Genomic DNA, 22,424 nt, shown 5'->3' on the forward strand with positions numbered 1-22,424 from the left:
ATTCCATGATGTGAATCTAGTGCGTCATGCCCCGCTAGGCGACCCCACTGCCTGATATTATGCCCCGAACGCAGGCGGGGCCGGACATTGCTGCCCGGCCCCGCCATTGTGTGAAGTGTCTTGCCTTTACGCGCCAACCGCCAGCGCGGGGGCCTCGAAGCCGATCACTTTCGCATATTCCTTCGGCACGACATGCCAGAAGCGCGGCAGCGTCGTCTCCCAGTTATGCAGCAGCAGTTCGGCGTAGCGGCTGCCGGTCTCACGCGCATGGGTCTCGACCTGCTCGCGCAGCACGGCCTCCCACTTGGGGTCGTGCACGCGGCACCACATGACCGTATCGGGGTTCACGCGCTCGGCAAACGTGCCGCTGGCGTCATACACGAAGGCCATGCCGCCGGTGAAACCCGCGCCAAAATTGTCGCCCGTCTCACCCAGGATCACCACCGTGCCGCCGGTCATGTATTCACACCCGTTCGACCCGCAGCCCTCGACCACGCCAATGGCGCCCGAGTTACGCACAGCAAAGCGCTCGCCCGCCTGCCCTGCGGCATACAGCGCGCCTGCGGTTGCGCCATACAGCACCGTGTTGCCCACGATCGCATTCTCGTTCGACACGAGGCTGGAAGAAGGCGAAGGCCGCACCACGATGGTTGCACCCGAGAGCCCCTTGCCCACGTAGTCATTCGCATCGCCCAGCACCTCAAGCTTGAGGCCCTGCACCGCGAACGCGCCAAGCGACTGCCCCGCCGAGCCGCGCAGCCGCGCCGTCAGGTGGCCCGGCGCCAGCTTGGCCATGCCGAACTGCCGCACGATCAGCGAGGAGATGCGCGTGCCAATGGCGCGATGCGTGTTCTGCACGTTGTACTGCAGCTGCATCTTCTCGCCATGGTCGAACAGCGGGCGCGCATCGGCAATCATCTGCGCATCCAGCGTCTCGGGCACCTCGTTACGCCCCTCACGGGTGCAGTAGCGGCCATAGGGACCGGGATCGGCCTGCGCCAGCAGCGAGTTGAGGTCGAGGTCATCAAGGTAGTCCGCCCCGCGCAGCACCTGATGCAACAGGTCGGTGCGGCCGATGATCTCGTTCAGCGTGGTGAAGCCCAGGGAGGCAAGAATGTTGCGCACGTCCTCGGCAATGAAGGAGAACAGGTTGATCACCTTCTCCGGCGTGCCCTCGAACTTCTTGCGCAGTTCCTCATCCTGCACGCACACGCCCACTGGGCAGGTGTTGGAGTGGCACTGCCGCACCATGATGCAGCCCATGGCCACGAGGCTGGCCGTGCCGATGCCGAATTCTTCCGCACCCAGCATGGCGGCGATCACCACGTCGCGCCCGGTTTTCAGCCCGCCATCGGTGCGCAGCTTCACGCGGTGGCGCAGGCGGTTGAGCATCAGCACCTGATGCGCCTCCGCCAGCCCCAGCTCCCACGGCATGCCCGCGTATTTGACCGAGGACTGCGGGCTGGCACCCGTGCCGCCGGAATGGCCCGAGATCAGGATGGCATCCGCCTTGGCCTTGGCAACGCCCGCCGCAATCGTGCCGATGCCCGAACGCGCGACCAGCTTCACGGTCACGGTGGCCTCGGGGTTGATCTGCTTGAGGTCGTAGATGAGCTGGGCCAGATCCTCGATCGAGTAGATATCGTGGTGCGGCGGCGGCGAGATCAGGGTCACGCCTTCCGTCGCATGGCGCAGCTTCGCGATCAGGCTGGTCACCTTGAAGCCGGGCAGCTGCCCGCCCTCGCCGGGCTTGGCACCCTGCGCCATCTTGATCTCGATCTCGCGGCAGTCATTGAGGTACTGCGCGGTCACGCCAAAGCGGCCCGAGGCGATCTGCTTGATGGCAGAGGATGCGTTATCGCCATTGGGGCGCGGCCTGGCGCGTGCCGGGTCTTCCCCCCCCTCGCCCGAGTCGGACTTGGCGCCGATGCGATTCATGGCGATCGACAGCGTCTCATGCGCCTCGGGGCTGAGTGCGCCAAGCGAGATGCCCGGCGCGATCAGGCGCTTGCGCAGTTCGGTGATGCTCTCGACCGATTCCACGGGGATGGGGGTGCGCCCGCCACGGAAGTCGAGCAGGTCGCGCAATGCCACCGGCGGCTGGCGGCGCACCGCATCGGCATAGCGCTGGTAGATGGAGAAGCTGCCTGTGCCCACCGCTGTCTGCAACATGTGGATCAGGTTGCCATCAAAGGCATGCACTTCCCCGCTGCGGCGCATCTTGTAGCGCCCGCCGACGGACAGCGTTTCCACCTGTTTGTTCCACGCCTTGTGGTGGAAGCTGAGCACATTGCGCGCGATGCCGGTCAGGCCGATGCCCGAGATGCGCGAAGGCATGCCAGGGAAGAACTCCGCCGTCAGCGCGCGGGAAAGCCCGATGGCCTCGAAATTGTAGCCACCACGATACGACGCCACGATGGAAATACCCATCTTGGACATGATCTTGAGCAGGCCCTTGTTGACCGCCTTGCGGTAGCGCTCCACCGCCTCGGTCAGGGAAAGCTGGCCGAACAGGCCGCGACGGTGGCGGTCGGCAATGCTTTCCTGTGCCAGGTACGGGTTCACCGTGGTCGCCCCCACGCCGATGGTCACCGCAATGGCATGCACATCAAGCGCACCGGCCGAGCGCACGTTGAGCGAGGTGAACGTGCGCAGCGACTGGCGCACCAGATGGGTGTGCACCGCCGCCGTGGCGAGGATCATGGGGATGTACGCCCGCTCGCTGGACTGGTGCTCATCGGTCAGGAACACATGGGTGCAGCCCTGCCGCACGCGGTCCTCGGCCTCGGCACGGATGCGCGCGATGGCGGCGCGCAGCCCGGCCTCGCCCTCGGCAGCGGGGAAGGTGCAGTCAATGATGCAGGCGTTCTTGCCACAGAACTCGACCAGCGCCTGAAACTCGCCCGTGGTCAGCACCGGGGAAGGAAGCTGGAGCAGGTCGCACTGGCTCTCGCTTTCCTCCAGGATGTTGCCAAGGTTGCCCAGGCGGGTCACGAGGCTCATCACCCGCGTCTCACGCAGGCTGTCGATGGGCGGGTTGGTGACCTGGCTGAAGGCCTGGCGGAAATAATGCGCAAGCCCCCGGTAACGGGAGGAGAGCACGGCAAGCGGCGTGTCATCGCCCATCGAGCCAATGGCCTCGGCGGCGTTTTCCACCATGGGCTGCAAGATGGTCTCGAGATCCTCGAGCGTCAGGCCAACGGCAAGCTGGCGGCGGCGCAGCATCTCGGCATCAAACAGCACCGGCTCGCTGCCATCGGGGCGCACGATGCTCGAGATTTCCTGCGTGCGCTTGACCCAGGCCGAGAAATCCTGCCGCTGCGAAAGCTCATTGAGCAGCTCTTCATTGCTGTAGAGCTTCGCAGTTTTCAGGTCGAGGGCGAGCGACTGCCCCGGCCCCAGGCGGCCACGGCTGACGATCTCGGCCTCGGGCACCTTCACCATGCCCGTCTCGGAACCCACGATCAGCAGGCCGCCTTCGGTCAGGGTGTAGCGCAGCGGGCGCAGGCCGCTACGGTCGAGGCCCGCCACCATCCACCGGCCATCGGTGGCGCACAGGGCGGCGGGGCCATCCCACGGTTCCATCACGGCGTTGCAGTAGGAATACATGTCCTTGTGGCGCTGCGGCATGGCGGAGTTGCCGCCAACGCTTGCCGGAATCATCAGGCAGCGCGCCATCGGCGCATCGCGGCCCGCAAAGGTCAGCAGTTCAAACACGTTGTCAAAGCACGCGGTGTCCGACCCCTGAGCCTGCACCACGGGCTTGAGGTCATCCATATAGGGATCAAGGATGGGGTCTGCCAGCCGCGTCTCGTGGCTCTTCATCCAGTTCACGTTGCCCGAGATGGTGTTGATCTCACCATTATGGGCAAGGCGGCGGAAGGGCTGGGCCAGCTTCCATGTGGGGAAGGTGTTGGTCGAGTAGCGCTGGTGATAGATGGCGAAGCGGCTGACAAAGCGCGGGTCGAGCAGGTCGGGGTAGAACTCGGTCAGGTGCTCGGCAAGGAACATGCCCTTGTAGATGAGCGAGCGGCACGACAGCGAGCACACATACAGGTCAACCTGATTGGCGATGGCGCTCTTCTCGATCTTGCGGCGGATCACGTACAGATCGCGCTCGAACTCTTCCTCCCCGCTGCCGGGCAGGTTGCGGATCAGGATCTGCTCGATCTCGGGGCGGGTGGCGTTAGCCTTCTCGCCGATGCAGTCGGTGTTGATGGGCACCTGGCGCCAGCCATAGATGCTGTAGCCAAAGGCCAGGATCTCGCTCTCGATGATCTGGCGGCAGCGCTCCTGGGCGGCGATATCGGTCTTGGGCAGGAAGATCATGCCCACCGCGATCTGGCTGTCCACGCCGCTTTCAGCACCACCGGCGTGAATGGCATCGGCAAAGAAATCCTGCGGGATCTCGACATGGATGCCCGCGCCATCGCCGGTCTTGCCATCGGCATCGACCGCACCACGGTGCCACACGGCCTTCAGCGCCGCGATGCCCGCTTCCACCACGTCGCGGCGCGGCTTGCCATCAAGGGCGGCGACCATGCCCACGCCGCAGGCATCATGCTCATCGGCCGGGGTGTACAGGCCCGAGATGGCCTGCGCGTTGTCGCGCCATTCCTGAACGAAATCGGTGGACTGGTTTTCGAACTGATCCATCATGCTTACTCCGCCACCTCGGCCTGTGCGGCCGTCATTTCTTCTAGCCATGCGTGCATCTGCGCTGCCGCGTCGCGCCCGTCGCGGATGGCCCACACCACAAGGCTGGCCCCGCGCACGATATCGCCTGCGGCAAACACGCCGGGCAGGCTGGTCATGAAGCTCTTGCGATCCACCATGAGCGTGCCCCAGCGCGAGACCTCAAGCTCCGGCTGGCCCCACAGCGTGGGCAGCGGCTCGGGGTCAAAGCCGAGCGCCTTGACCACCAGATCGGCCTCGAGCGTGAAGGCGCTGTCTTCCACCGGCTCGACCGACTGGCGGCCCGAGGCATCGGGCAGGCCGAGCTTCATGCGGATGGCGCGCACGCCGCTCACGCTGCCCTCGCCCTCGAACGCCTGCGGGGCGGCAAGCCAGACGAATTCCACGCCTTCTTCCTCGGCGTTCTTCACCTCGCGCACGGAGCCGGGCATGTTGGCGCGGTCGCGGCGGTAAAGGCATCTGACCGACTTCGCCCCCTGCCGGATGGCGGTGCGCACGCAGTCCATGGCCGTATCGCCACCGCCAATGACCACAACCGACTTGCCCGCGGCATTCAGTTCGCCATTGTCGTATTCAGCGACCTTATCGCCCAGCGAGACGCGGTTGGATGCCGTGAGGTAATCGAGCGCGCGCACGATGCCGCCCAGCCCTGCGCCGGGGCCGCCAATGTCACGTGACTTGTACACGCCGGTGGCGATCAGCACGCCATCATGCCGCGCGCGCAGGGTGGAGAACGCGATGCTGTCCGCGCCATCCGTATCGCCAATGCCCTTGCCGAGATGGAAGTGGATGCCCGATTCCACCAGCAGCCTGTGGCGGCGCAGCACGATGTCCTTTTCCAGCTTGAAGCCGGGGATGCCATACATCAGCAGGCCGCCGATGCGGTCGTAGCGATCATAGACATGCACCTGGTAGCCCTGCTCGCGCAGTTGCACGGCCGCTGCCAGCCCACCGGGGCCAGCACCGATGATGGCCACGCTCTCATCGCGCTCGGTCACCGGCCTGACCGGCTTGACCCAGCCGTTATCGAAGGCGTTATCGGTAATGTAGCGCTCGACCGCGCCGATGGTGACGCTCTCGAATCCTTCCTCGATCACGCAGTTGCCTTCGCACAGGCGGTCCTGCGGGCAGATGCGACCACAGATCTCGGGGAAGGTGTTGGTGGCGGAAGACAGTTCATAGGCCTCCTCCATCCGCCCTGCCGCCGTCATCATCAGCCAGTCGGGGATGTTGTTGCCCAAGGGGCAGTGCACCGAGCAGAACGGCACGCCACACTGCGAGCAGCGCGAGGCCTGCGTCTCGGCCTTGGCGGGCACGAACTCGTCGTAAATTTCGTTAAAGTCCTGGCGGCGCGCCTCGGCAGGCCGTTTGTCGGGCTGCTCCTGCGCCACGGAGACGAATTTCAGCATGCGCTCGGCCATCGGTCTGCCCCTGGTCTGCATAATGGAAGGAAGGCGTCAGGCACGGCATGCGCCGCCCTGTGCCCGCCCAATGACCTACGCAACGCCTTGCCCAAAGAAAAGACAGCAGTACTGACCTTAATGCAGGAAAAGACCAGAAATACGCGAAATTCTCTCCCTCCGCGCCAAAATCAGTCCAGCACCAGATCCATGGGCGAGGGCGTGATGCCCAGCATCTCGAGCGTGCGGGCGCCGGGGGCCACGACGTTATCAATGTAAAGCAGCCTGACCTGATCGCGGGTCAGCATCTTGCCCGGCAGGCGCTCGAGCACGCTGGCCTGAAGGGTTGCAAGCCAGCGCGGCACCTCGATGAGCGGGCGCGGATGGCCACCCCACCGCGCGGCCCAGGCCACAAGCTGGCGCATGGTCATGACCACGGGCCCGCCGAACTCGAAGATGGCGCCCTCCATGCCTTCGCTCGCGGCAATACGCAGCATGCCTTCGGCCACATCCCCCACCCATACCGGCTGGAAGCGCGTGGCCGGCCCAAAGACCGGCACCACCGGCATGAAGCGCGCCATGCGGGCGAACATGGCGGGAATGGCCCCCTCCACCCCAAAAATGAGCGAGGGCCGGACAATGACCGCCTGCGGCATGTGGCGGCTGACGGCGGCCTCCCCCTCGCCCTTGCTGCGGGCATAGGCCGAGGGACTGGCGGCATCCGCCCCGATGGCCGAGACATGGATCAGCCGCTCGACACCCGCAGCCGCGCTGATCCGCGCCACCCTGGCCGCGCCCGCCACATGGATCGCCTCGAAGGTGGCCGCCCCGTGGGGGGCGAGGATTCCCACAAGGTTGATGACCAGCGCGCTGCCCTCGATGGCGGCAACGCAGGCGGTCTCATCGGTTATGGAGGCGACGACGGGCACCACCTGCCCCACATCACCGAGCATGCGCAGGGTTGCGGCCCGTGCCGCCGTACGGCCCGCCACGCGCACCACGTAGCCTGCCCGCGCCAGCCGCCCCACCACGGAGCGCCCCACGAATCCGCTCCCGCCAAATACTGTTGCCACCTTGCGTGCCATGGCCTGCTCCTGCCCGTGATTCATGAGTGCTTTCCTGCCCCCCCTGTTCTCGCATCTTTGCCCGGCAGCTTCCCAGCCCTTTTGTCCGTGCCGCCCTGCCGGGCGGCCTGCCCGTGGGCGCGTGGAGAAAAAATGCGCCTGATTTCAAAAAAATGCATTTACCCTGTTGACCGCCCCCGCCTGCCGGACTAAACAGCGCTCACACCACCCCGGCGGCCTCCGCTGGGGAGCCTCTGAGCCCAGATGGCGGAATTGGTAGACGCGCAGGTTTCAGGTACCTGTGGCCGCAAGGTCGTGGAAGTTCGAGTCTTCTTCTGGGCACCATCTCTCAAAACTGAATAACATTCCCCTCCGGGGGCGATCAGGACAGCCCGTCACGGGCCTGTCCCGTTATCTTTTTGCCTGTTCCGCAGCCGGAATTGGTGTAAACCGCCCCGAACACATCATTCACGGCCCGGCGCACCGAGGGCACAGGCAGGCGTTACGACACAACGGATTGCGCTGCTTGCGGTTGCGTTGCAGACCTGCCACCGTGCATTTCAATTGCGTGACGGAGCATTTTACATATGGCCACAAGCCCATCACCCGACGCCATTCACTTCTATCGTGGCGACCTGCCCGCGCATGTCACCTTCAGTGGCAGTGTTGCGGTGGATACGGAAACGATGGGCCTCAACCCGCACCGCGACCGGCTGTGCCTCGTGCAGCTTTCAGGCGGCGATGGCCACGCCCATCTCGTGCAGATACCCAAAGGCGCGCAGGCAGCCGACTGCCCCAACCTCGTGCGCGTGCTGGCTGACCCGGCCCTGCCCAAGCTCATGCATTTCGCCCGTTTTGACGTGGCCATCCTGCAGCACACGCTGGGCATTACGGTGGCCCCCGCCATCTGCACCAAGATCGCCTCCAAGCTGGTGCGCACCTATACCGACCGCCACGGCCTGGCCCATCTGTGCCGCGAACTGCTGGGCGTGGAACTGAGCAAGCAGCAGCAGTCATCGGACTGGGGGGCGGACGTGCTCCGGCCCGAGCAACTGGCCTATGCCGCCTCCGACGTGCTGTACCTGCATGCCCTGTGGGCCAAGCTCGAAGCGCTGCTGCACCGCGAGGGGCGGCGTGAACTTGCACAGGCCTGCTACGATTTTCTGCCCACGCGCGCGCGGCTTGATATACTGGGTTACGAGGATCCTGACATTTTCGCGCATCGGGCCGCCTGATGGCCCGTGCCCGGTTTGACCGGGAACCCATTCAGACCGATACAGATCGTGCATGAATAGCAGCCCCCTTCCCCCTCCCTCCGCCACGGGCGATGACGCTGGCCAGCCCGCGCGCATGCTGCGTGAGGCCCGTGCCGTGCTGCACGCCGAATCCGCCGGGCTGCAGGCCATGATCGCCGCGATGGAAGATGGCCATGCAGGCGATGGCGGGCTGGGGGCTGCCTTCATCGCGGCGGTTGAGGGCATATGGTCGGGCAACCGGCGCGTGGTGGTGACCGGCATGGGCAAGTCGGGCCATATCGGGCGCAAGATCCAGGCCACCCTTGCCTCAACCGGCACGCCCGCCATTTTCGTGCATCCGGCCGAGGCCTCGCACGGGGATCTGGGCATGCTGCAGAAGGGCGATGCGGTGCTGGCCATATCCAATTCCGGCGAGACGGCGGAAATGGCGGACATCATCTCGCACGCCCGCCGCTTCGGGCTGCTGCTCATCGCCATGACTGCCCGCGCGGGCTCCACGCTGGCGCAGGCGGCCGACATCGTGCTGCTGCTGCCCCACGCGCCCGAGGCCTGCCCCATTGGCCTCGCCCCCACCACCAGCTCCACCATGCAGCTTGCGCTCGGCGATGCGCTGGCCATCGTGCTGCTACAGCGCCGGGGCTTCAGCGCCAGCGACTTTGGCATCTTCCACCCCGGCGGGCGGCTGGGCACGCGGCTGCGCCGGGTGAACGAACTGATGCATACCGGCGAGAGCATGCCGCTCGGCCCGCCCGGCATGGAACTGCGCCGCGTGATCGTGGAAATGACCCGCAAGGCGTTTGGCTGCATGGGCGTGGTGGATGCGCAGGGCCGCCTGCTCGGCCTGATTACCGACCATGACCTGCGCCTTGCCCTGGGGCGCGACCTTGACCACACCCTTGCCGCCGACATCATGAACCCCACGCCCCAGACCATCAGCCCCGACCTGCTGGCCGCCGAGGCGCTGCGTGTCATGAACGACCGCCCGCGCCCGATCTCGAGCATTTTCGCCCTTGATGAAGGAGGGCATGCGGTGGGCATCCTTCACCTTCACGACCTGCTGCGCGCGGGCATTGCATGACCGACCGCCCCGAAGACAGGGACGACAACACCGATCCCAACACCATCCAGCGCGAGGATTATGCCCGCAGCGCCGCCGATATCGAGCGCCAGCGCAGCATATTCGACCAGGGCGCGCGCACCCGCCTGCTGCCCAATGCCGCCGATCAGGCGCGCAGGCAGGCCATCATGCGCTCGGCCAAGTGGATGCTGCCGCTGCTTGCGCTCGTGCTGCTCGGCTCGATTGCCGCATGGCCTGCGGTAGAGCGCGCCGTGATCATGCATACCGGCACCATGGCGCAGATGAGCCGCGTGCGCGTGAAAAGCGGGAGCATGCTCAACCCCACCTATCGCGGGCTGGACGATCATGGCCGCCCCTACATGATTACCGCCGATGAGGCCCGACAGGTCGACCCCGAGCGCATTGACCTGAGCAACCCCGCCGCCGATACCCTGACCGATAACGGCAACTGGCTGTATGTTACCGCGCGCGACGGCGTGTATATGCAGCATACCCAGCTGCTGGACCTCACGCGTGACGTCACCCTCTATCGCAATGACGGAACCCTCATGCTCAGCCCCACCGCCGATGTCGACATGCGCCACAACATCATCGTAACCGATAGCTGGGTCCATGCCGAAGGCCCGGTGGGCGTGCTCGACGCGCGTGGCGGCATGGTGGATACACGCGGCGGCATCATGCTGTTTCGTGGTCCGGGCCGCATGATCCTCAATGCAGCGGAAAGATCGAACTGATGGCGCGCCTCTTCCCTCACCTGTCGCTTGGCGGCGTCCTGCTCGGGCTGGTGGCGGCCACCCCCGCCATGGCGCAGGGGCTCGACATGTCGCACGGCCAGCAGATCAACGTAACGGCCGCAGGCGGCTTCGACTGGGACCAGAACGCGCAGACCGTCACCGCCTATGACCGCGCCCAGGCCATCCGTGGCGACGTGACCGTGCGCGGCGACAAGCTCATAGCCTTCTACCGCAAGAAGGCCGCGACCACGCCCGCGCCGGGGCAGCCCACACCCGGCGCGAATACGCCCGCCGCCCCCGGCACGCAGGCCGCAGGCAAGCCGCCTGGCCCCGATGCGCCGCTCGGCGCCCATCTTGGCGTCGCCCCCCCGCCCGAGACGCGCAGGCCCCATATTGTCGATGAGACGCCCGCCCCCGCTGGCGCCACGAACACGCCCCCACCAGCCAGCACGCCTGCCACCACGGCCCCCGACAGTGACCCGGATGTGGATACGAGCCTTGCCACCCCATCCGACGTGCTGCCGCAGGATCTGCCCATTCCTGACCGGCCCGACCCTATCGGCGCGCCCGGCAATGGCCCCGCCAACGGGCCAGCGGGCGCGGCTCAGGGGACCGCGCAGGGTGATGCCGGGGGCGGCGCCGCCGCGGGCGATGGTGGTTCCTCGGGCGGGTCGAGCGAGGTCTACCGCCTTGAGGCCATCGGCCACGTGCACGCCTTCAACCTCAATGATCAGGCCTGGGGCGACCATGCCGTGTATGACGTCGATCAGGCCATTCTGGTCATGACCGGCGAACACCTGAAGATGACCGCGCCGCAGGATATCCTGACCGCGCGCGACGTGCTGGAATACCACTCGCACGAGCACATGTCGGTCGCCCGCGGCGACGCCACCATGACCACCAATGACGGCCGCCAGATCCGCGCCGACGTGCTGGTGGGCTACGACAAGCCCAAGACGCAGCGCACCAACAGGCGCAAGGAATGGCGGCAGACCCACCCCAACGGCAAGAACCCCCTGCCCGATGACGCCACCACGCCAGAGGACGCGGCAGCGGATGACAAGCCATCCCCTGGCGCGGGCACGATGGACCATGTCGATGCCTTCGGCCACATCATCATCCGCACCCGCACCGAGACCATAACCGGGGATCGCGGCGTGTACGTGCCCGATACGGGCATTGCCCGCCTGGTGGGCAACGTGCATATCACCCGTGGGGAAAATCAGGTCAGCGGCACATCGGCCATCGTAAACCTGCATACCGATATCTCGACCCTGACCGACAACCCCGGCTCGCGCGTGAGTGGCCTGGTCATTCCCAACCAGGCTGGCAAAGGTGGCAAGGCACAAGGCAAATGAACATGACCCCCCCGACCGACAGCCCCGACCCCACGGAACTGCCCATTCCCGCGCCCTCGGCCGGGCTGATCGCTAGCGGAATCGGCAAGAGCTACAAGAAGCGGCAGGTGGTGCGTGACGTGTCGCTGCAGGTGCAGCGCGGCGAGGCCGTGGCCCTGCTTGGCCCCAACGGCGCGGGCAAGACCACCAGCTTCTACATGATCGTGGGGCTGGTGCGGCCCGACATGGGCACGATTACGCTTGATGGCGCGGACATCACGCAACTGCCCATGTACCGCCGTGCGCGCATGGGCATTGGCTACCTGCCGCAGGAGTCGAGCATCTTTCGCGGGCTCAATGTCGAGCAGAACATCATGGCCGCCCTCGAGATCGTGGAACCCGACCCCGACCGCCGCCAGACCATGCTTGACGGGCTGCTTGGCGAGTTTGGCATCACGCGGCTGCGGCATTCCTCCTCGCTGGCCCTTTCGGGCGGCGAGCGGCGGCGGCTGGAAATTGCCCGCGCGCTGGCCAGCCAGCCACACTACATCCTGCTGGACGAGCCGCTGGCAGGCATCGACCCCATTGCGGTGGGCGAAATCCGTGACCTCGTGGCCCACCTCAAGGACCGGGGCATTGGCGTGCTGATTACCGACCATAACGTGCGCGAGACGCTGGAAGTGATCGACCGCGCCTACATCATGCATAGCGGGCAGGTGCTGACCGAGGGGCGGCCAGAGGAAATCGTGGCGAACGAGGACGTGCGCCGCGTCTATCTGGGTGAGAAGTTCACTCTCTGATCCACACTTCCATGAAATTATAAAAGTTTTGGGACGCCGCCTTTTTTCAAAAAGGCAGCGTTTTCCTGAAGCTTTTTGAAACAAGCTTCACAGAAACCTTTTTCATCCGCCAGCCAGCGCGCCCCTGTATCCGTTGCGCTTTACGCAAGGGCTGCGGGCTGAAAAAAGTACCGGTCCTGCATGCAAGGAAAGCATGGACAGCAAGGGGGCAACCATGCCCAAATACATCCGTTCGCTGTCACGTACCCGATAGGTACGACGCAACAACCACTGTTACGCAGACCTTACGGGAAGGATCGTTCCCTTTTACTTCATAGCCATTCGCCAAAAGCACGTCTTCCTTCTGCCCGTAAGCCACCGCGTTACGACCATGTAAGGAGTTGCCCCTTATGCACATCAGTGTCGCCGGAAAGCAGATCGCCCTGTCCGATGCCCTGAAACACAGGGTAAGCGCCCATCTGGACCGCATATCGGAAAAATATTTCGGACAGGCCATGGAAGCCCGCGTCACCTTCAGCCGCGCGCGTTCGTTCTTTACATGCGACATCAACCTCCACGCCACGCGCGGGCTCACCCTGCGCGGCGAAGGCGAGGCCGCCGATGCCCATTCGGCCTTTGATGACGCAGCCGAGCATATTGCAAGCCGCCTGCGCCGCTACCACCGCAAGGCCACCAAGCATGGCCACCAGAAAGCCCGCCAGCAGGTGCCCGAAGTGGGGCGCGGCTATGTCCTGCGGCCCGGCATGGCCAGCCTTTCCACCACGGAAGACGATGTAGCGACCGAGGATGAGGACAGCGCGCTGCCCGTAACCGGCCCCTACGCCACCATCATTGCCGAGCACCCGACCGAGATCCCGACCCTGAGCGTGAGCGAAGCGGTAATGCGGCTTGACCTGGCCGACTGCCAGATCCAGCTCTTCCGCAACAGCAAGACCGAGACGATCAACGTGCTCTATCGCCGCCCTGACGGCAATATTGGCTGGCTCGACCCCTCGCTGCGCCCCAACTGATCCCTGACCGGCAACGCCCCCCCAACCGGGGGCCTGCCCCAAACAGAAATGGCCCTGCCCCCGGATATGGGGACAGGGCCATCTGTCATGCAGGGCAGATTGCGCTAGTGCAGCGGCACCAGCATCATGTCGTGCTGGACAATTGCATTGACCGCATCATCGCGGTCGTCGGCTACGGCAAGCGGCGTGCCATCGGCAGCATGGATGGCGAAGGCGTTCTCGCCCTCGACCTGCACCGCGCGGATATAGGCCACCGCTTCCATGCCCAGCCCGCGCAGTTCGCCCGTGCTGATCATGTGGGGGCTGGTTGCGGGCTGTGCCGGTTCGCCTTGCAGCAGCACCCGGCCATTGCGTGTCGTAACTCTCATGGCGTCATCTCCTGCATCATGAAGGGTCTCCATCACCCTTCGTCTCCGCATCGCAACAGGGAACCCCTGATTGCGCGGGTCAGTCCTCGTCAATCACCCTGACAACACGTTGCTTGCGCCCGGCGGGCACATCAACCACCGGCGCAACACGATCATGCGAGGACGAGGGTGAGGCTGAAGGGGCGCGGGCAATCTCGATCTTGCGCACGCGCACTTCAGGCTGGGGGCGGGCAAGTTCGATATGCAGCAGCCCGTTATCCATCCACGCGCCGCCAACCTCGATTCCCTCGGCCAGTACGAACGCCTTCTGAAACTGCCGCGCCGCAATGCCACGATGCAGGAAGATACGTCCCTGCCCGTCGTCGCTCTGGCGGCCACGGATGACAAGCTGGTTGTCTTCCTGCGTTATGTGCAGGTCTTCCATCACGAACCCCGCCACCGCCAGCGTAATGCGCAGCGTGGTGGGGCTGACCTGCTCTATGTTGTAGGGCGGATACCCGTCCGATGCATTCTTTGATGCCCGTTCAAGCATCTGCTCCAGATGATCAAACCCAAGGAACATGGGCGACCCGAAAACTCTTCCCGACAAATCGGCCTCCTCTGCTGTGAGCGAGACAGGAAACGGAAAAGACGGACCCGAAACGGCATCCGCCCTCCGTTCCCTTACGATATGGGAGAATAATAGAAATGCACAAGGGAGCAGACCGCACCGCGCTGGTGCATTTTGAGTGCATCACCACTGGTATCACGCGGTCGGAAACGCTAAATGGCGATCTATGATTGATCATGATGTCATCGCTCAGGCGACCCCCATGCCGATCCTGGTCGCGCCCCAGGCGGTCCTGCGCCAGAAAACCCGCCTTGTCCGCCCCGAGGACATGAGCGACCTGCGCACCACCATCCCCCGCATGTTCGCCGCCATGTACACGGCCCCCGGCATCGGGCTGGCCGCACCCCAGGTGGGGCTTGGCATGCGCTTCGCCATTGTGGACGTGTCCGACAAGGACGAGGCCCGCAACCCGCTCGTGCTGATCAACCCCGAGGTGATCGCCGAGACCGAGGACATGGCCGTGCGCGAGGAAGGCTGCCTGTCGCTGCCCAACCAGTATGCCGAGGTCATCCGCCCCGAGGCCGTGCGCGTGCGCTACCAGGACATGGAGGGCAAAAAGCACGAGCTTGAGGCCAACGGCCTGCTGGCCACCTGCCTGCAGCACGAGATCGATCACCTTGAGGGCATCCTGTTCGTCGATCACCTTTCCACCCTCAAGCGCAACATGATCATGCGCCGCCTGGCCAAGGAACAGCGCCTCAAGCACTGAGTGCTGAGCGCGGACCCCCGCCGCCGGAACCCGACCTGTCACGCCAAGGGTTCCGGCCCAGACAGAACGGACCCACCCACCATGCGACTGGCCTTCATGGGCACGCCCGATTTTGCAGTGCCCGCCCTGCGCGCCCTGCATCAGGCCGGGCATGACATCGTTACCGTCTATAGCCAGCCCCCCCGGCCCGCAGGGCGTGGCAAGAAGCTGCGCCCCTCGCCGGTGCATCTTGCCGCCGGGGAACTCGGCATTCCCGTGCGCACCCCGCTCTCGCTGCGCCGCAATGCGGAAGAACACGCCTATTTCCGTGACCTGAAGCTGGATGCAGCAGTGGTGGCCGCCTATGGGCTGATCCTGCCCGTGGACATGCTTGATGCTCCCGCGCGCGGCTGCCTGAACATCCATGCCAGCCTGTTGCCGCGCTGGCGCGGGGCCGCGCCCATTCAGGCCGCCATTCTGGCCGGCGACAGTGAAAGTGGCGTGACCATCATGCAGATGGATGCCGGACTGGACACCGGGGCCATGCTGCTGCGCGACCATGTGGCGCTGACCGACCACACCACGGCCACCACCCTGCATGATGACCTTGCCGCCATGGGCGGCCGCCTGATCGTGGAGGCGCTGGCGCAACCGCCCCACCCCGGCACGCCACAGCCCGAAAGCGGCGTGACCTACGTGCAGCGCCTGAGCCGCGAGGACGGACGCATCGACTGGACCCGTCCTGCTGCTGAAATTGATCGGCAGGTCCGTGCGCTGACCCCATGGCCCGGCACGTTCACCACGCTGGGCGGACAGGTGATCAAGATCGGGGCCGTGAGCCTGACGCCAGGCAGCGTGCAGGCCGCCCCCGGCACGGTGGTGGATGATGCGCTGCGCGTGGCCTGCGGCGGGGGCACGACCCTGCTTGTCACGCGCCTGCAACGCCCCGGCCGGGGCATGATGGAGGCTGCCGACTTCCTGCGCGGGCAGGCCGTGGACGCTGGCACGCAACTGGGCATGGCGTAACCCCGCGATGACCGAAACCACACCCCCGCTCCCTTCCATTCCCACAATCCGTCCCGATGACATCGCGCCGCCTTCCGTGTGCCGCTGGGCCGTGCTGCTCGAATATGATGGTCAGGGCCTTGTCGGCTGGCAGCGGCAGTCCTCGGAGGATCTCGTCTCCGTGCAGGGTTTGCTGGAGGGTGCCGCGCGCAACCTGACCGGCGGCCGCACGGTGCGCAGCATCACGGCAGGCCGCACCGATGCGGGCGTGCATGCGGCGGGACAGGTGGCGCATCTGGATTTTCCCGCCGATGTTACGCTATCGAGTGCCACGGTGCGCGACGGGCTTAATTTCTACATGAAGCCCCACCCGGTGGTCGTGCTCATGGCGCGCCCGGTGCTGCCGCACTGGAATGCCCGCTTTTCCGCCTGCGCGCGTGCCTATCGCTACCGTATCCTCAACCGTTCATCGCGCCCGGCCCTTGATGAGGGGCGGGTGTGGCACATCAAGGCCCCGCTGGATGTGGACATCATGCAGAGCGCGGGGCGCTGTCTGCTCGGGCGGCATGATTTCACGTCCTTCCGCGCTTCCGCCTGCCAGGCGCGCAGCCCCGTGCGCTCGCTCGAGCGGCTTGATGTGCGCCGCGAGGGCGAATACGTGGTGATTGAAACCGCAGCCCGTTCCTTCCTGCACCATCAGGTGCGCAACATGGTCGGCACCCTGAAAATGGTAGGCGAAGGCCGGTGGGAGCCAGAGCGCGTTGCCGAGGCCCTTGCCGCCCGCGACCGCCGCGCCGCTGGCCCCACCGCCCCGCCCGACGGGCTGTGCCTGACGGCGGTGGGGTATGAGGACAATCCCTTCAGCCGGTAGGGCATTTTTGAAGCTTACGGGTTCAGGTGGTCATCAAGCCTGTACAGAACCAGAAAGGCGTTGCCCTGTCGCTCGCGATAGGCCTCGGTATAGGCCTGCCTGATCCTGTCATACACAATGGCCCGGACCGCTTCGTTCTCATCCACCCGTGGCGGCGTATAGGTCATGATATAGGTGGGGTTCTTACGCAGCACGTTCCTGACTTCCGTGGCCGGGTCCATGCCGGTTGCCCTGTTTTCGACAATAGAATCAAAGTGACCGGGAAAAGGATGATCCGTCAGCCTGCATGGCGGCAGGAAATCATAAAAAACCGCTGATCCGTTATAAATGAACAGACAGCCCTTCTGTTTTGAAATGACATCCAGAACATGATGAACTGTCCGGGCATTGCCATTGTTCTTCTGGTTTTCCAGAACCATGGCCTGCCCTTTCACCGTGCCCAACCCCAAAAGCACCACGAGCCAGATGCGGCCGACAGGACTGGCGAACAGGGATGCGGATGCAATGGAAAGCGGCAGAAAAGCCGGGATGGCGTAATGGTTATACCATTCCCCGATCAGAAAGACCCCGATCACCGCGCAGACTGACCAGGCATTGAAAAAGAAGGCGCATCTGCGCTGCACCACGCTCCGGTTGCGGCACAGGATCACCTGCAGGAAAATATTCAGGAATAGCGGACCGATCAGCAGCGCAATATTCATGAAATTATACGCAAGAATCGCCGGAGGTTCCTTGCTGCGACAAAAGATCGACAGGATGTTGGCAAACCACCACTGGCTGCCATAACCGCACAGCCAGTATGCGCCCCCCACCATCACGGTAGGCAGCAGGGCAATGGTGGCGAACAGCGCCAGGTATCGGCCCGTGGCAGGCCATGAAAACCGGTTCTGCCTGAGGATATATCCCAGGAAAATACCCGCAAAGCAGCCTTCAAAAACCGTTGTATACTTGATCTGGAGCGACAGGCCGAACAGCAGCATGGCCATGCTGCCCCTTTTGATGATCTCGGCCTGCGTGAGCTTTTCCGCGCTGATGAGCCTGACGATGTTCAGCATCGCGCACCCCACCAGCAGGTTATAGAATACGGGGGACTGGCCGCCCTCGCCGCCCGCAAGGTCCAGCCAGGCCACATAAAGCAGGGCGGCAAACAGGGCGCCCGTTGCCGATGCCACACTCCGCGCCATCTTCATGGCCACGATGCCGGTCAGGCACACGCTGGCCAGCGCGCCAATCTGATAGGCCCAGAGCCGATAGGGACCGAACAGGTGAAAAAAAGCGTAGAGGATAAACAGGCCCAGCGGCTTCCTGTCCCATACATCCACAAAGGGGATGGCGCCGTGCAGCATGTCGCCGCCGACAAACAAGTAAAACCCTTCATCCACATTGATCAGCGGATTACCGAAAGACGAAAAGCGGCAAAGAATGCCAAAAACAGCAATTATGATGAAATATTTTAATGACCCATGACCATCATAAGCTTTTTTCGTGCCCATTTTGGCAATCCTGAACCTGACTTAAAACGCACGGACGCAATGGGGGTGACTATACGCTACGGCTTGATCGAAATCTGCGCTTTAGTGGCCGATAAACTGTTTGAAAACAAATTATTGATGAAAAACAATAATGGCATCAGGCGACTGCCTTTTTTTAAAAAGGCAGCACTTCATGAAGCTATTTTATGATTTCTTTTACAGGCGGCAAACCGGCCCTTAATGCGGCTGGGCCTGCTGGACCATCAGCGGGTAGAGAAAATCATGCCATGCCCGCTGATGCGGCGAAAGCAGCCCTGTTGCGGCAACCAGCAGCCCAAGGCTACCCAGAATGGCAAGGACCAGCACCACAGCCTGCCCGCGCCGCAGCAGCAGTCCCACGCGGGCGACGTACCAGGTCAGCCACAGGCTGTAGCCAAACTCCACGCCATTGAGAATGCCCGCCCCCGTTGCCGATTGCAGCAGCCTCGGCGAGGAAATCGCCATGAGCAGCGCCACCACGAGGCCAACAAACAGGGTGACCCAGTCCGTCCACCATGTCGCGGTGATATAGCGCATCCACAGCCCTTCACGCTTCCAGTGGCGGGCCAGGGCATTGGTCACGACCGCAGGCAGCAAGATCAGGCATAGCGCGAACAGCACCTTGACGCCGCTGATGGCCTGCGGGGCAGTACCCAGCGTCAGGCCGCCAAGCACCAGCCACATCGCCAGCCGGGGCGCGAGGGCAGCGAGCACGGAATCGCGCGTATTGCCAAAATAGGCGATTCCTTCCGCGCGCCCCCGTCCCAGCAGCATCATGCCTTTGAGAATACCGCCAAACCCTGATGCGTTCGGGGTTGGAGAGGGGCCGCGATCGGACATTAGCCCATTACCTTTTCAAGAAAACCACAATAGATCGCCGTCAGCTGCGTCAGGTCGGTCAGCGCCACATGCTCATCCACCTTGTGCATGCTGGCCCCGACAAGACCGAACTCGGCCACCGGGCAGTAGCGGCTGATGAAGCGGGCGTCAGACGTGCCGCCCCCCGTATCGAGCCTGGGCACCTGGCCCGTTACCGCGCGCACGGCCCGGCGCAGGGCCTCGACAGGAGCATCGGGACTGGTGAGGAAGGATTCCCCGCTGATGGCAATGGCCACATCAGCCTTTGGCGCATGCCGGGCCACCACCGTGCGGATCCAGCCTGCAAGGTCCGCGCCGGTATGCAGGTCGTTGAAGCGGATGTTGAGCCGCGCCTGCGCCCGTGCCGGTATGACATTGGTGGCCGTATTGCCCACGTCAAGGCTTGTGACCTGCAGGCTTGAGGGTTCAAACCACTCGCTGCCCGCATCAAGCGGGGCCGCCGTCAGTTCGCCAAGCAGCGGAAGCAGCCGGTGAATGGGGTTATCCGCCCGGTGCGGGTAGGCCACATGCCCCTGCGTGCCGTGAACGGTAATGCAGGCATTGAGGCTGCCACGCCGCCCGATCTTGATGACCTCGCCCATCTCGCCCGGATTGGTGGGCTCGCCCACAAGGCAGAAATCGGGGATCTGCCCGTTGGCCTGCATCCACTCCAGCACGCGCACGGTGCCGTTGGTGGCAGGGCCTTCCTCATCACCCGTAATCAGCAGGCTGATCGTGCCCCGGGGCTCAGGCGTCTTTTGCAGGTAAAGGCGCACGGCGGCGACAAAGGCGGCAATGCCACCCTTCATGTCACACGCGCCGCGGCCGAACAGGATGCCGTCGTGTATTTCGCCGCCAAAGGGATCGTGCGCCCAGGCGGCATCGCCCACCGGCACCACATCCGTATGGCCCGCAAAGCACAGATGCGGCTGCCCCGTGCCAAGGCGGGCGAACAGGTTGGGAGTGCGGGCCGCCCCTTCGCCAAAGGGCAGCAGGGTCACGCTGAAGCCGATGCCCTCGAGCACGGCTGCGAGCGCGTTGATGCCACACCCGTCATCAGGCGTGATGGAAGGGCAGCGGATCAGTTCGCGCGCCAGTGCTATAACGCCACCGGGGTCCTGTTCCAAACCAGCCATTCCATCATCCGCCATCAGGTGTGTCTCCGTTGCCGATCAGCCGCGCAGCAGTTCGTTGATCGAGGTCTTGGAGCGGGTGCGCTCGTCCACGCGCTTGACGATCACCGCACAGTCAAGCGAAGGCAGCGGCTTGCCATCGGTCGAAGTGGCCTGGCGCGGCGGCAGGGTGCCGGGCACCACCACCGAGTAAGCCGGAACCCGGCCCATGAAGACCTCGCCCGTGGCGCGATCCACGATCTTGGTGGATGCGCCAAGGAACACGCCCATGGACAGCACGCTGCCGCGCTCGACCACAACGCCCTCGGCCACTTCCGAACGCGCGCCGATGAAGCAGCCATCCTCGATGATGACGGGCGCGGCCTGCAGCGGCTCGAGCACGCCACCAATGCCCACGCCGCCGCTGATGTGGCAGTTCTTGCCAATCTGCGCGCAACTGCCGATCGTGACCCACGTATCGACCATCGTGCCGCTATCAACATACGCACCGGCATTGACGAAGCTCGGCATCAGCACCACGCCCGGCGCGATATAGGCGGAACGACGCACGACGGAGCCGGGCACCGCGCGGAAACCGGCGGCGGCAAAGGCGGCCTGGTCCCAGCCAGCAAACTTCAGCGGCACCTTGTCGTAGCTCGGCGCGCCCGCGCCACCGCCCTCGACCAGACGGTTGTCGTTGAGGCGGAAGGACAGCAGGACCGCCTTCTTGAGCCATTCATTCACCACCCAGCCGCCAGCGCCCGGCGTGGCCACGCGCAGCTTGCCCGAATCCAGCGCCAGAAGGGCGGCTTCAACGGCATCACGGTCGGCGCCTGTCGTGGTGGTGGACAGCGTCTCGCGACGCTCCCACAGGGCCTCGATCTGGCTCTGGAGGGATGTATCGGTCATATCTGCAAAATCCTGTCTGGGCTGGTTTTCCGGGCCTGTCGTGGCCGCAAACCTGTATTAATTTGCCAGCGGACCATGCGGAGGATCAGGGGGAATGTCAACGCATCCCCCCGCCCGCAAGCCCGCAAGGCACTGCGCATCATGCGCTGCGAATGAGGGTTCCAGGCCCGGCTTCGGTAAAGAGTTCGAGCAGGCAGGCATGCTGCACCCGGCCATCGAGAATGACGGCAGCCTTGGCACCGGCGCGCACGGCCTCAAGGCAGGTTTCCACCTTGGGGATCATGCCACCCGAGATCATGCCGCTGGCAATGCCCTTGCGGGCGTCCTCGGCGGTGAGTTCGGGGATCAGCTTGCCATCGCCATCCAGCACGCCCGGCACGTCGGTCAGCATCAGCAGGCGGCTGGCATTGACCGCGCCTGCGATGGCACCAGCGGCCGTATCGGCATTAATGTTGTAGGTCTCGCCACTGGCACTGCTGCCAATCGGCGCAATGACCGGAATCAGCCCCGAGCCAGACAGTGCATAGATCACGCGCGGGTCGATGCGCTCGGGTTCGCCCACGAAGCCAAGGTCGAGCAGGCGGTCGGTTTCAACGCCGTTTTCACGCGCGCGGCGAAGCAGCCTGCGCGCAGTGATCAGGCCGCCATCCAGCCCCGAAATGCCCACAGCCAGTGCGCCAGCGCGGTTGATGAGGCCGGCCACCTGCTTGTTCACCTTGCCGCCAAGCACCATCTCGATCACGTCGATCATGGCGGCATCGGTCACGCGCAGGCCGTCGATGAAGGTGGATTCGATCTGCAGGCGCTTGAGCATGGCGCTGATCTGCGGGCCACCACCATGCACCACGACCGGGTTGACCCCCACCTGCTTGAGCAGGGCGATGTCATGGCCAAACGCGGTGGAAAGCGTGGTGTCAACCATGGCGCTGCCGCCATATTTCACCACTACCGTATCACCCGCATAGCGCCGCAGATAAGGCAGCGCCCTGGCCAGAACCTCGGCGCGCGCCTGTGCGTCCTGATCAGCTGATCCTGTTCCTGTCATCCGAACGGTTCCTTCGCTCCTGACTGCTTCATATCCATTACCCCCGCCCTGTATCAGCGCAGGAGCAGGCGTG

Annotated in this window: 20 protein-coding genes and 1 tRNA gene; 11 read left to right on the forward strand and 10 right to left on the reverse strand. The window is 64.5% G+C overall.

All coding sequences use genetic code 11. The annotated features are described in order from the left end of the window. Nucleotides 1-126: 126 nt before the first annotated feature. The 3 genes from gltB to R5N89_RS10535 form a co-directional block, all read right to left on the reverse strand. Nucleotides 127-4,659, reverse strand: a complete 4,533-nt coding sequence (gene gltB / locus R5N89_RS10525; RefSeq protein WP_110566626.1) for a glutamate synthase large subunit — start codon at nucleotides 4,657-4,659, stop codon at nucleotides 127-129. Between the two features lie 2 nt (nucleotides 4,660-4,661). Then, nucleotides 4,662-6,116: an NAD(P)-dependent oxidoreductase gene (locus R5N89_RS10530; protein WP_110566628.1), complete on the reverse strand. Its 1,455-nt coding sequence runs from the start codon at nucleotides 6,114-6,116 to the stop codon at nucleotides 4,662-4,664. A 170-nt stretch (nucleotides 6,117-6,286) separates the two neighbouring features. Next, on the reverse strand, nucleotides 6,287-7,180 hold the full coding sequence (locus R5N89_RS10535) for a complex I NDUFA9 subunit family protein (RefSeq protein ID WP_110566905.1): 894 nt from the start codon (nucleotides 7,178-7,180) through the stop codon (nucleotides 6,287-6,289). 237 nt (nucleotides 7,181-7,417) lie between these two features. On the opposite strand from R5N89_RS10535, the gene R5N89_RS10540 reads away from it, so the two are divergent. The 7 genes from R5N89_RS10540 (at nucleotide 7,418) to hpf (ending at nucleotide 13,374) form a co-directional block, all read left to right on the forward strand. Beyond that, nucleotides 7,418-7,504, forward strand: a tRNA-Leu gene (locus R5N89_RS10540). 242 nt (nucleotides 7,505-7,746) lie between these two features. Further along, nucleotides 7,747-8,394: a ribonuclease D gene (locus tag R5N89_RS10545; RefSeq protein ID WP_110566630.1), complete on the forward strand. Its 648-nt coding sequence runs from the start codon at nucleotides 7,747-7,749 to the stop codon at nucleotides 8,392-8,394. A gap of 52 nt (nucleotides 8,395-8,446) precedes the next feature. After that, nucleotides 8,447-9,493 (forward strand): SIS domain-containing protein, encoded by a 1,047-nt coding sequence (locus tag R5N89_RS10550; protein ID WP_110566632.1) that lies wholly within the window; start codon nucleotides 8,447-8,449, stop codon nucleotides 9,491-9,493. Beyond that, complete coding sequence (lptC, locus tag R5N89_RS10555) at nucleotides 9,490-10,227, forward strand: LPS export ABC transporter periplasmic protein LptC (protein ID WP_110566634.1); 738 nt, start codon at nucleotides 9,490-9,492, stop codon at nucleotides 10,225-10,227. Before R5N89_RS10550 ends, lptC begins: the two co-directional genes overlap by 4 nt. Next, nucleotides 10,227-11,585, forward strand: coding sequence for a hypothetical protein (locus R5N89_RS10560; protein ID WP_110566636.1), 1,359 nt, complete (start codon nucleotides 10,227-10,229; stop codon nucleotides 11,583-11,585). The genes lptC and R5N89_RS10560 overlap by 1 nt, the downstream gene beginning before the upstream one ends. Next, nucleotides 11,582-12,364, forward strand: coding sequence for an LPS export ABC transporter ATP-binding protein (gene lptB / locus R5N89_RS10565; RefSeq protein ID WP_373320372.1), 783 nt, complete (start codon nucleotides 11,582-11,584; stop codon nucleotides 12,362-12,364). Before R5N89_RS10560 ends, lptB begins: the two co-directional genes overlap by 4 nt. Before the next feature lie 389 nt (nucleotides 12,365-12,753). Continuing rightward, entirely contained in the window at nucleotides 12,754-13,374 is a 621-nt protein-coding gene (gene hpf / locus R5N89_RS10570) for a ribosome hibernation-promoting factor, HPF/YfiA family (RefSeq protein WP_110566638.1), read from the forward strand. A gap of 104 nt (nucleotides 13,375-13,478) precedes the next feature. On the opposite strand, the gene R5N89_RS10575 is transcribed toward hpf, so the two are convergent. Continuing rightward, nucleotides 13,479-13,742 (reverse strand): DUF1150 family protein, encoded by a 264-nt coding sequence (locus R5N89_RS10575; protein WP_110566909.1) that lies wholly within the window; start codon nucleotides 13,740-13,742, stop codon nucleotides 13,479-13,481. 79 nt (nucleotides 13,743-13,821) lie between these two features. After that, entirely contained in the window at nucleotides 13,822-14,304 is a 483-nt protein-coding gene (locus R5N89_RS10580; RefSeq protein ID WP_110566640.1) for an Hsp20 family protein, read from the reverse strand. A gap of 214 nt (nucleotides 14,305-14,518) precedes the next feature. Here R5N89_RS10580 and def point away from each other — a divergent pair, with 214 nt between their 5' ends. From def to truA, 3 genes are all read left to right on the forward strand, one after another. Next, complete coding sequence (def, locus tag R5N89_RS10585; protein ID WP_110566642.1) at nucleotides 14,519-15,061, forward strand: peptide deformylase; 543 nt, start codon at nucleotides 14,519-14,521, stop codon at nucleotides 15,059-15,061. An 81-nt stretch (nucleotides 15,062-15,142) separates the two neighbouring features. Then, nucleotides 15,143-16,066, forward strand: coding sequence for a methionyl-tRNA formyltransferase (fmt, locus tag R5N89_RS10590; RefSeq protein WP_110566644.1), 924 nt, complete (start codon nucleotides 15,143-15,145; stop codon nucleotides 16,064-16,066). A gap of 7 nt (nucleotides 16,067-16,073) precedes the next feature. After that, nucleotides 16,074-16,916, forward strand: coding sequence for a tRNA pseudouridine(38-40) synthase TruA (gene truA, locus R5N89_RS10595; RefSeq protein ID WP_110566646.1), 843 nt, complete (start codon nucleotides 16,074-16,076; stop codon nucleotides 16,914-16,916). 14 nt (nucleotides 16,917-16,930) lie between these two features. Here the strand turns inward: truA and R5N89_RS10600 are convergent, their stop codons facing one another. Continuing rightward, the gene (locus tag R5N89_RS10600) at nucleotides 16,931-18,280 is read right to left on the reverse strand and encodes a glycosyltransferase family 39 protein (RefSeq protein WP_167400806.1); all 1,350 of its coding nucleotides are present in this window, start codon (nucleotides 18,278-18,280) and stop codon (nucleotides 16,931-16,933) included. Nucleotides 18,281-18,379: 99 nt separating this feature from the next. Here R5N89_RS10600 and R5N89_RS10605 point away from each other — a divergent pair, with 99 nt between their 5' ends. After that, nucleotides 18,380-18,598, forward strand: coding sequence for a hypothetical protein (locus R5N89_RS10605; protein WP_146220174.1), 219 nt, complete (start codon nucleotides 18,380-18,382; stop codon nucleotides 18,596-18,598). Between the two features lie 27 nt (nucleotides 18,599-18,625). On the opposite strand, the gene R5N89_RS10610 is transcribed toward R5N89_RS10605, so the two are convergent. The 4 genes from R5N89_RS10610 to argB form a co-directional block, all read right to left on the reverse strand. Then, nucleotides 18,626-19,267 carry a hypothetical protein gene (locus R5N89_RS10610; RefSeq protein ID WP_208624602.1) on the reverse strand — a complete coding sequence of 214 codons (642 nt, stop codon included), beginning with the start codon at nucleotides 19,265-19,267 and terminating at the stop codon, nucleotides 18,626-18,628. Next, entirely contained in the window at nucleotides 19,267-20,421 is a 1,155-nt protein-coding gene (gene dapE / locus R5N89_RS10615; protein WP_110566911.1) for a succinyl-diaminopimelate desuccinylase, read from the reverse strand. The genes R5N89_RS10610 and dapE overlap by 1 nt, the downstream gene beginning before the upstream one ends. 36 nt (nucleotides 20,422-20,457) lie before the next feature. After that, nucleotides 20,458-21,306: a 2,3,4,5-tetrahydropyridine-2,6-dicarboxylate N-succinyltransferase gene (gene dapD / locus R5N89_RS10620; RefSeq protein WP_078526649.1), complete on the reverse strand. Its 849-nt coding sequence runs from the start codon at nucleotides 21,304-21,306 to the stop codon at nucleotides 20,458-20,460. 139 nt (nucleotides 21,307-21,445) lie between these two features. Beyond that, complete coding sequence (argB, locus tag R5N89_RS10625; RefSeq protein WP_110566651.1) at nucleotides 21,446-22,351, reverse strand: acetylglutamate kinase; 906 nt, start codon at nucleotides 22,349-22,351, stop codon at nucleotides 21,446-21,448. Between the last annotated feature and the right edge of the window lie 73 nt (nucleotides 22,352-22,424).

Source organism: Komagataeibacter sucrofermentans DSM 15973 (genome assembly GCF_040581405.1).
Classification (GTDB): domain Bacteria; phylum Pseudomonadota; class Alphaproteobacteria; order Acetobacterales; family Acetobacteraceae; genus Komagataeibacter; species Komagataeibacter sucrofermentans.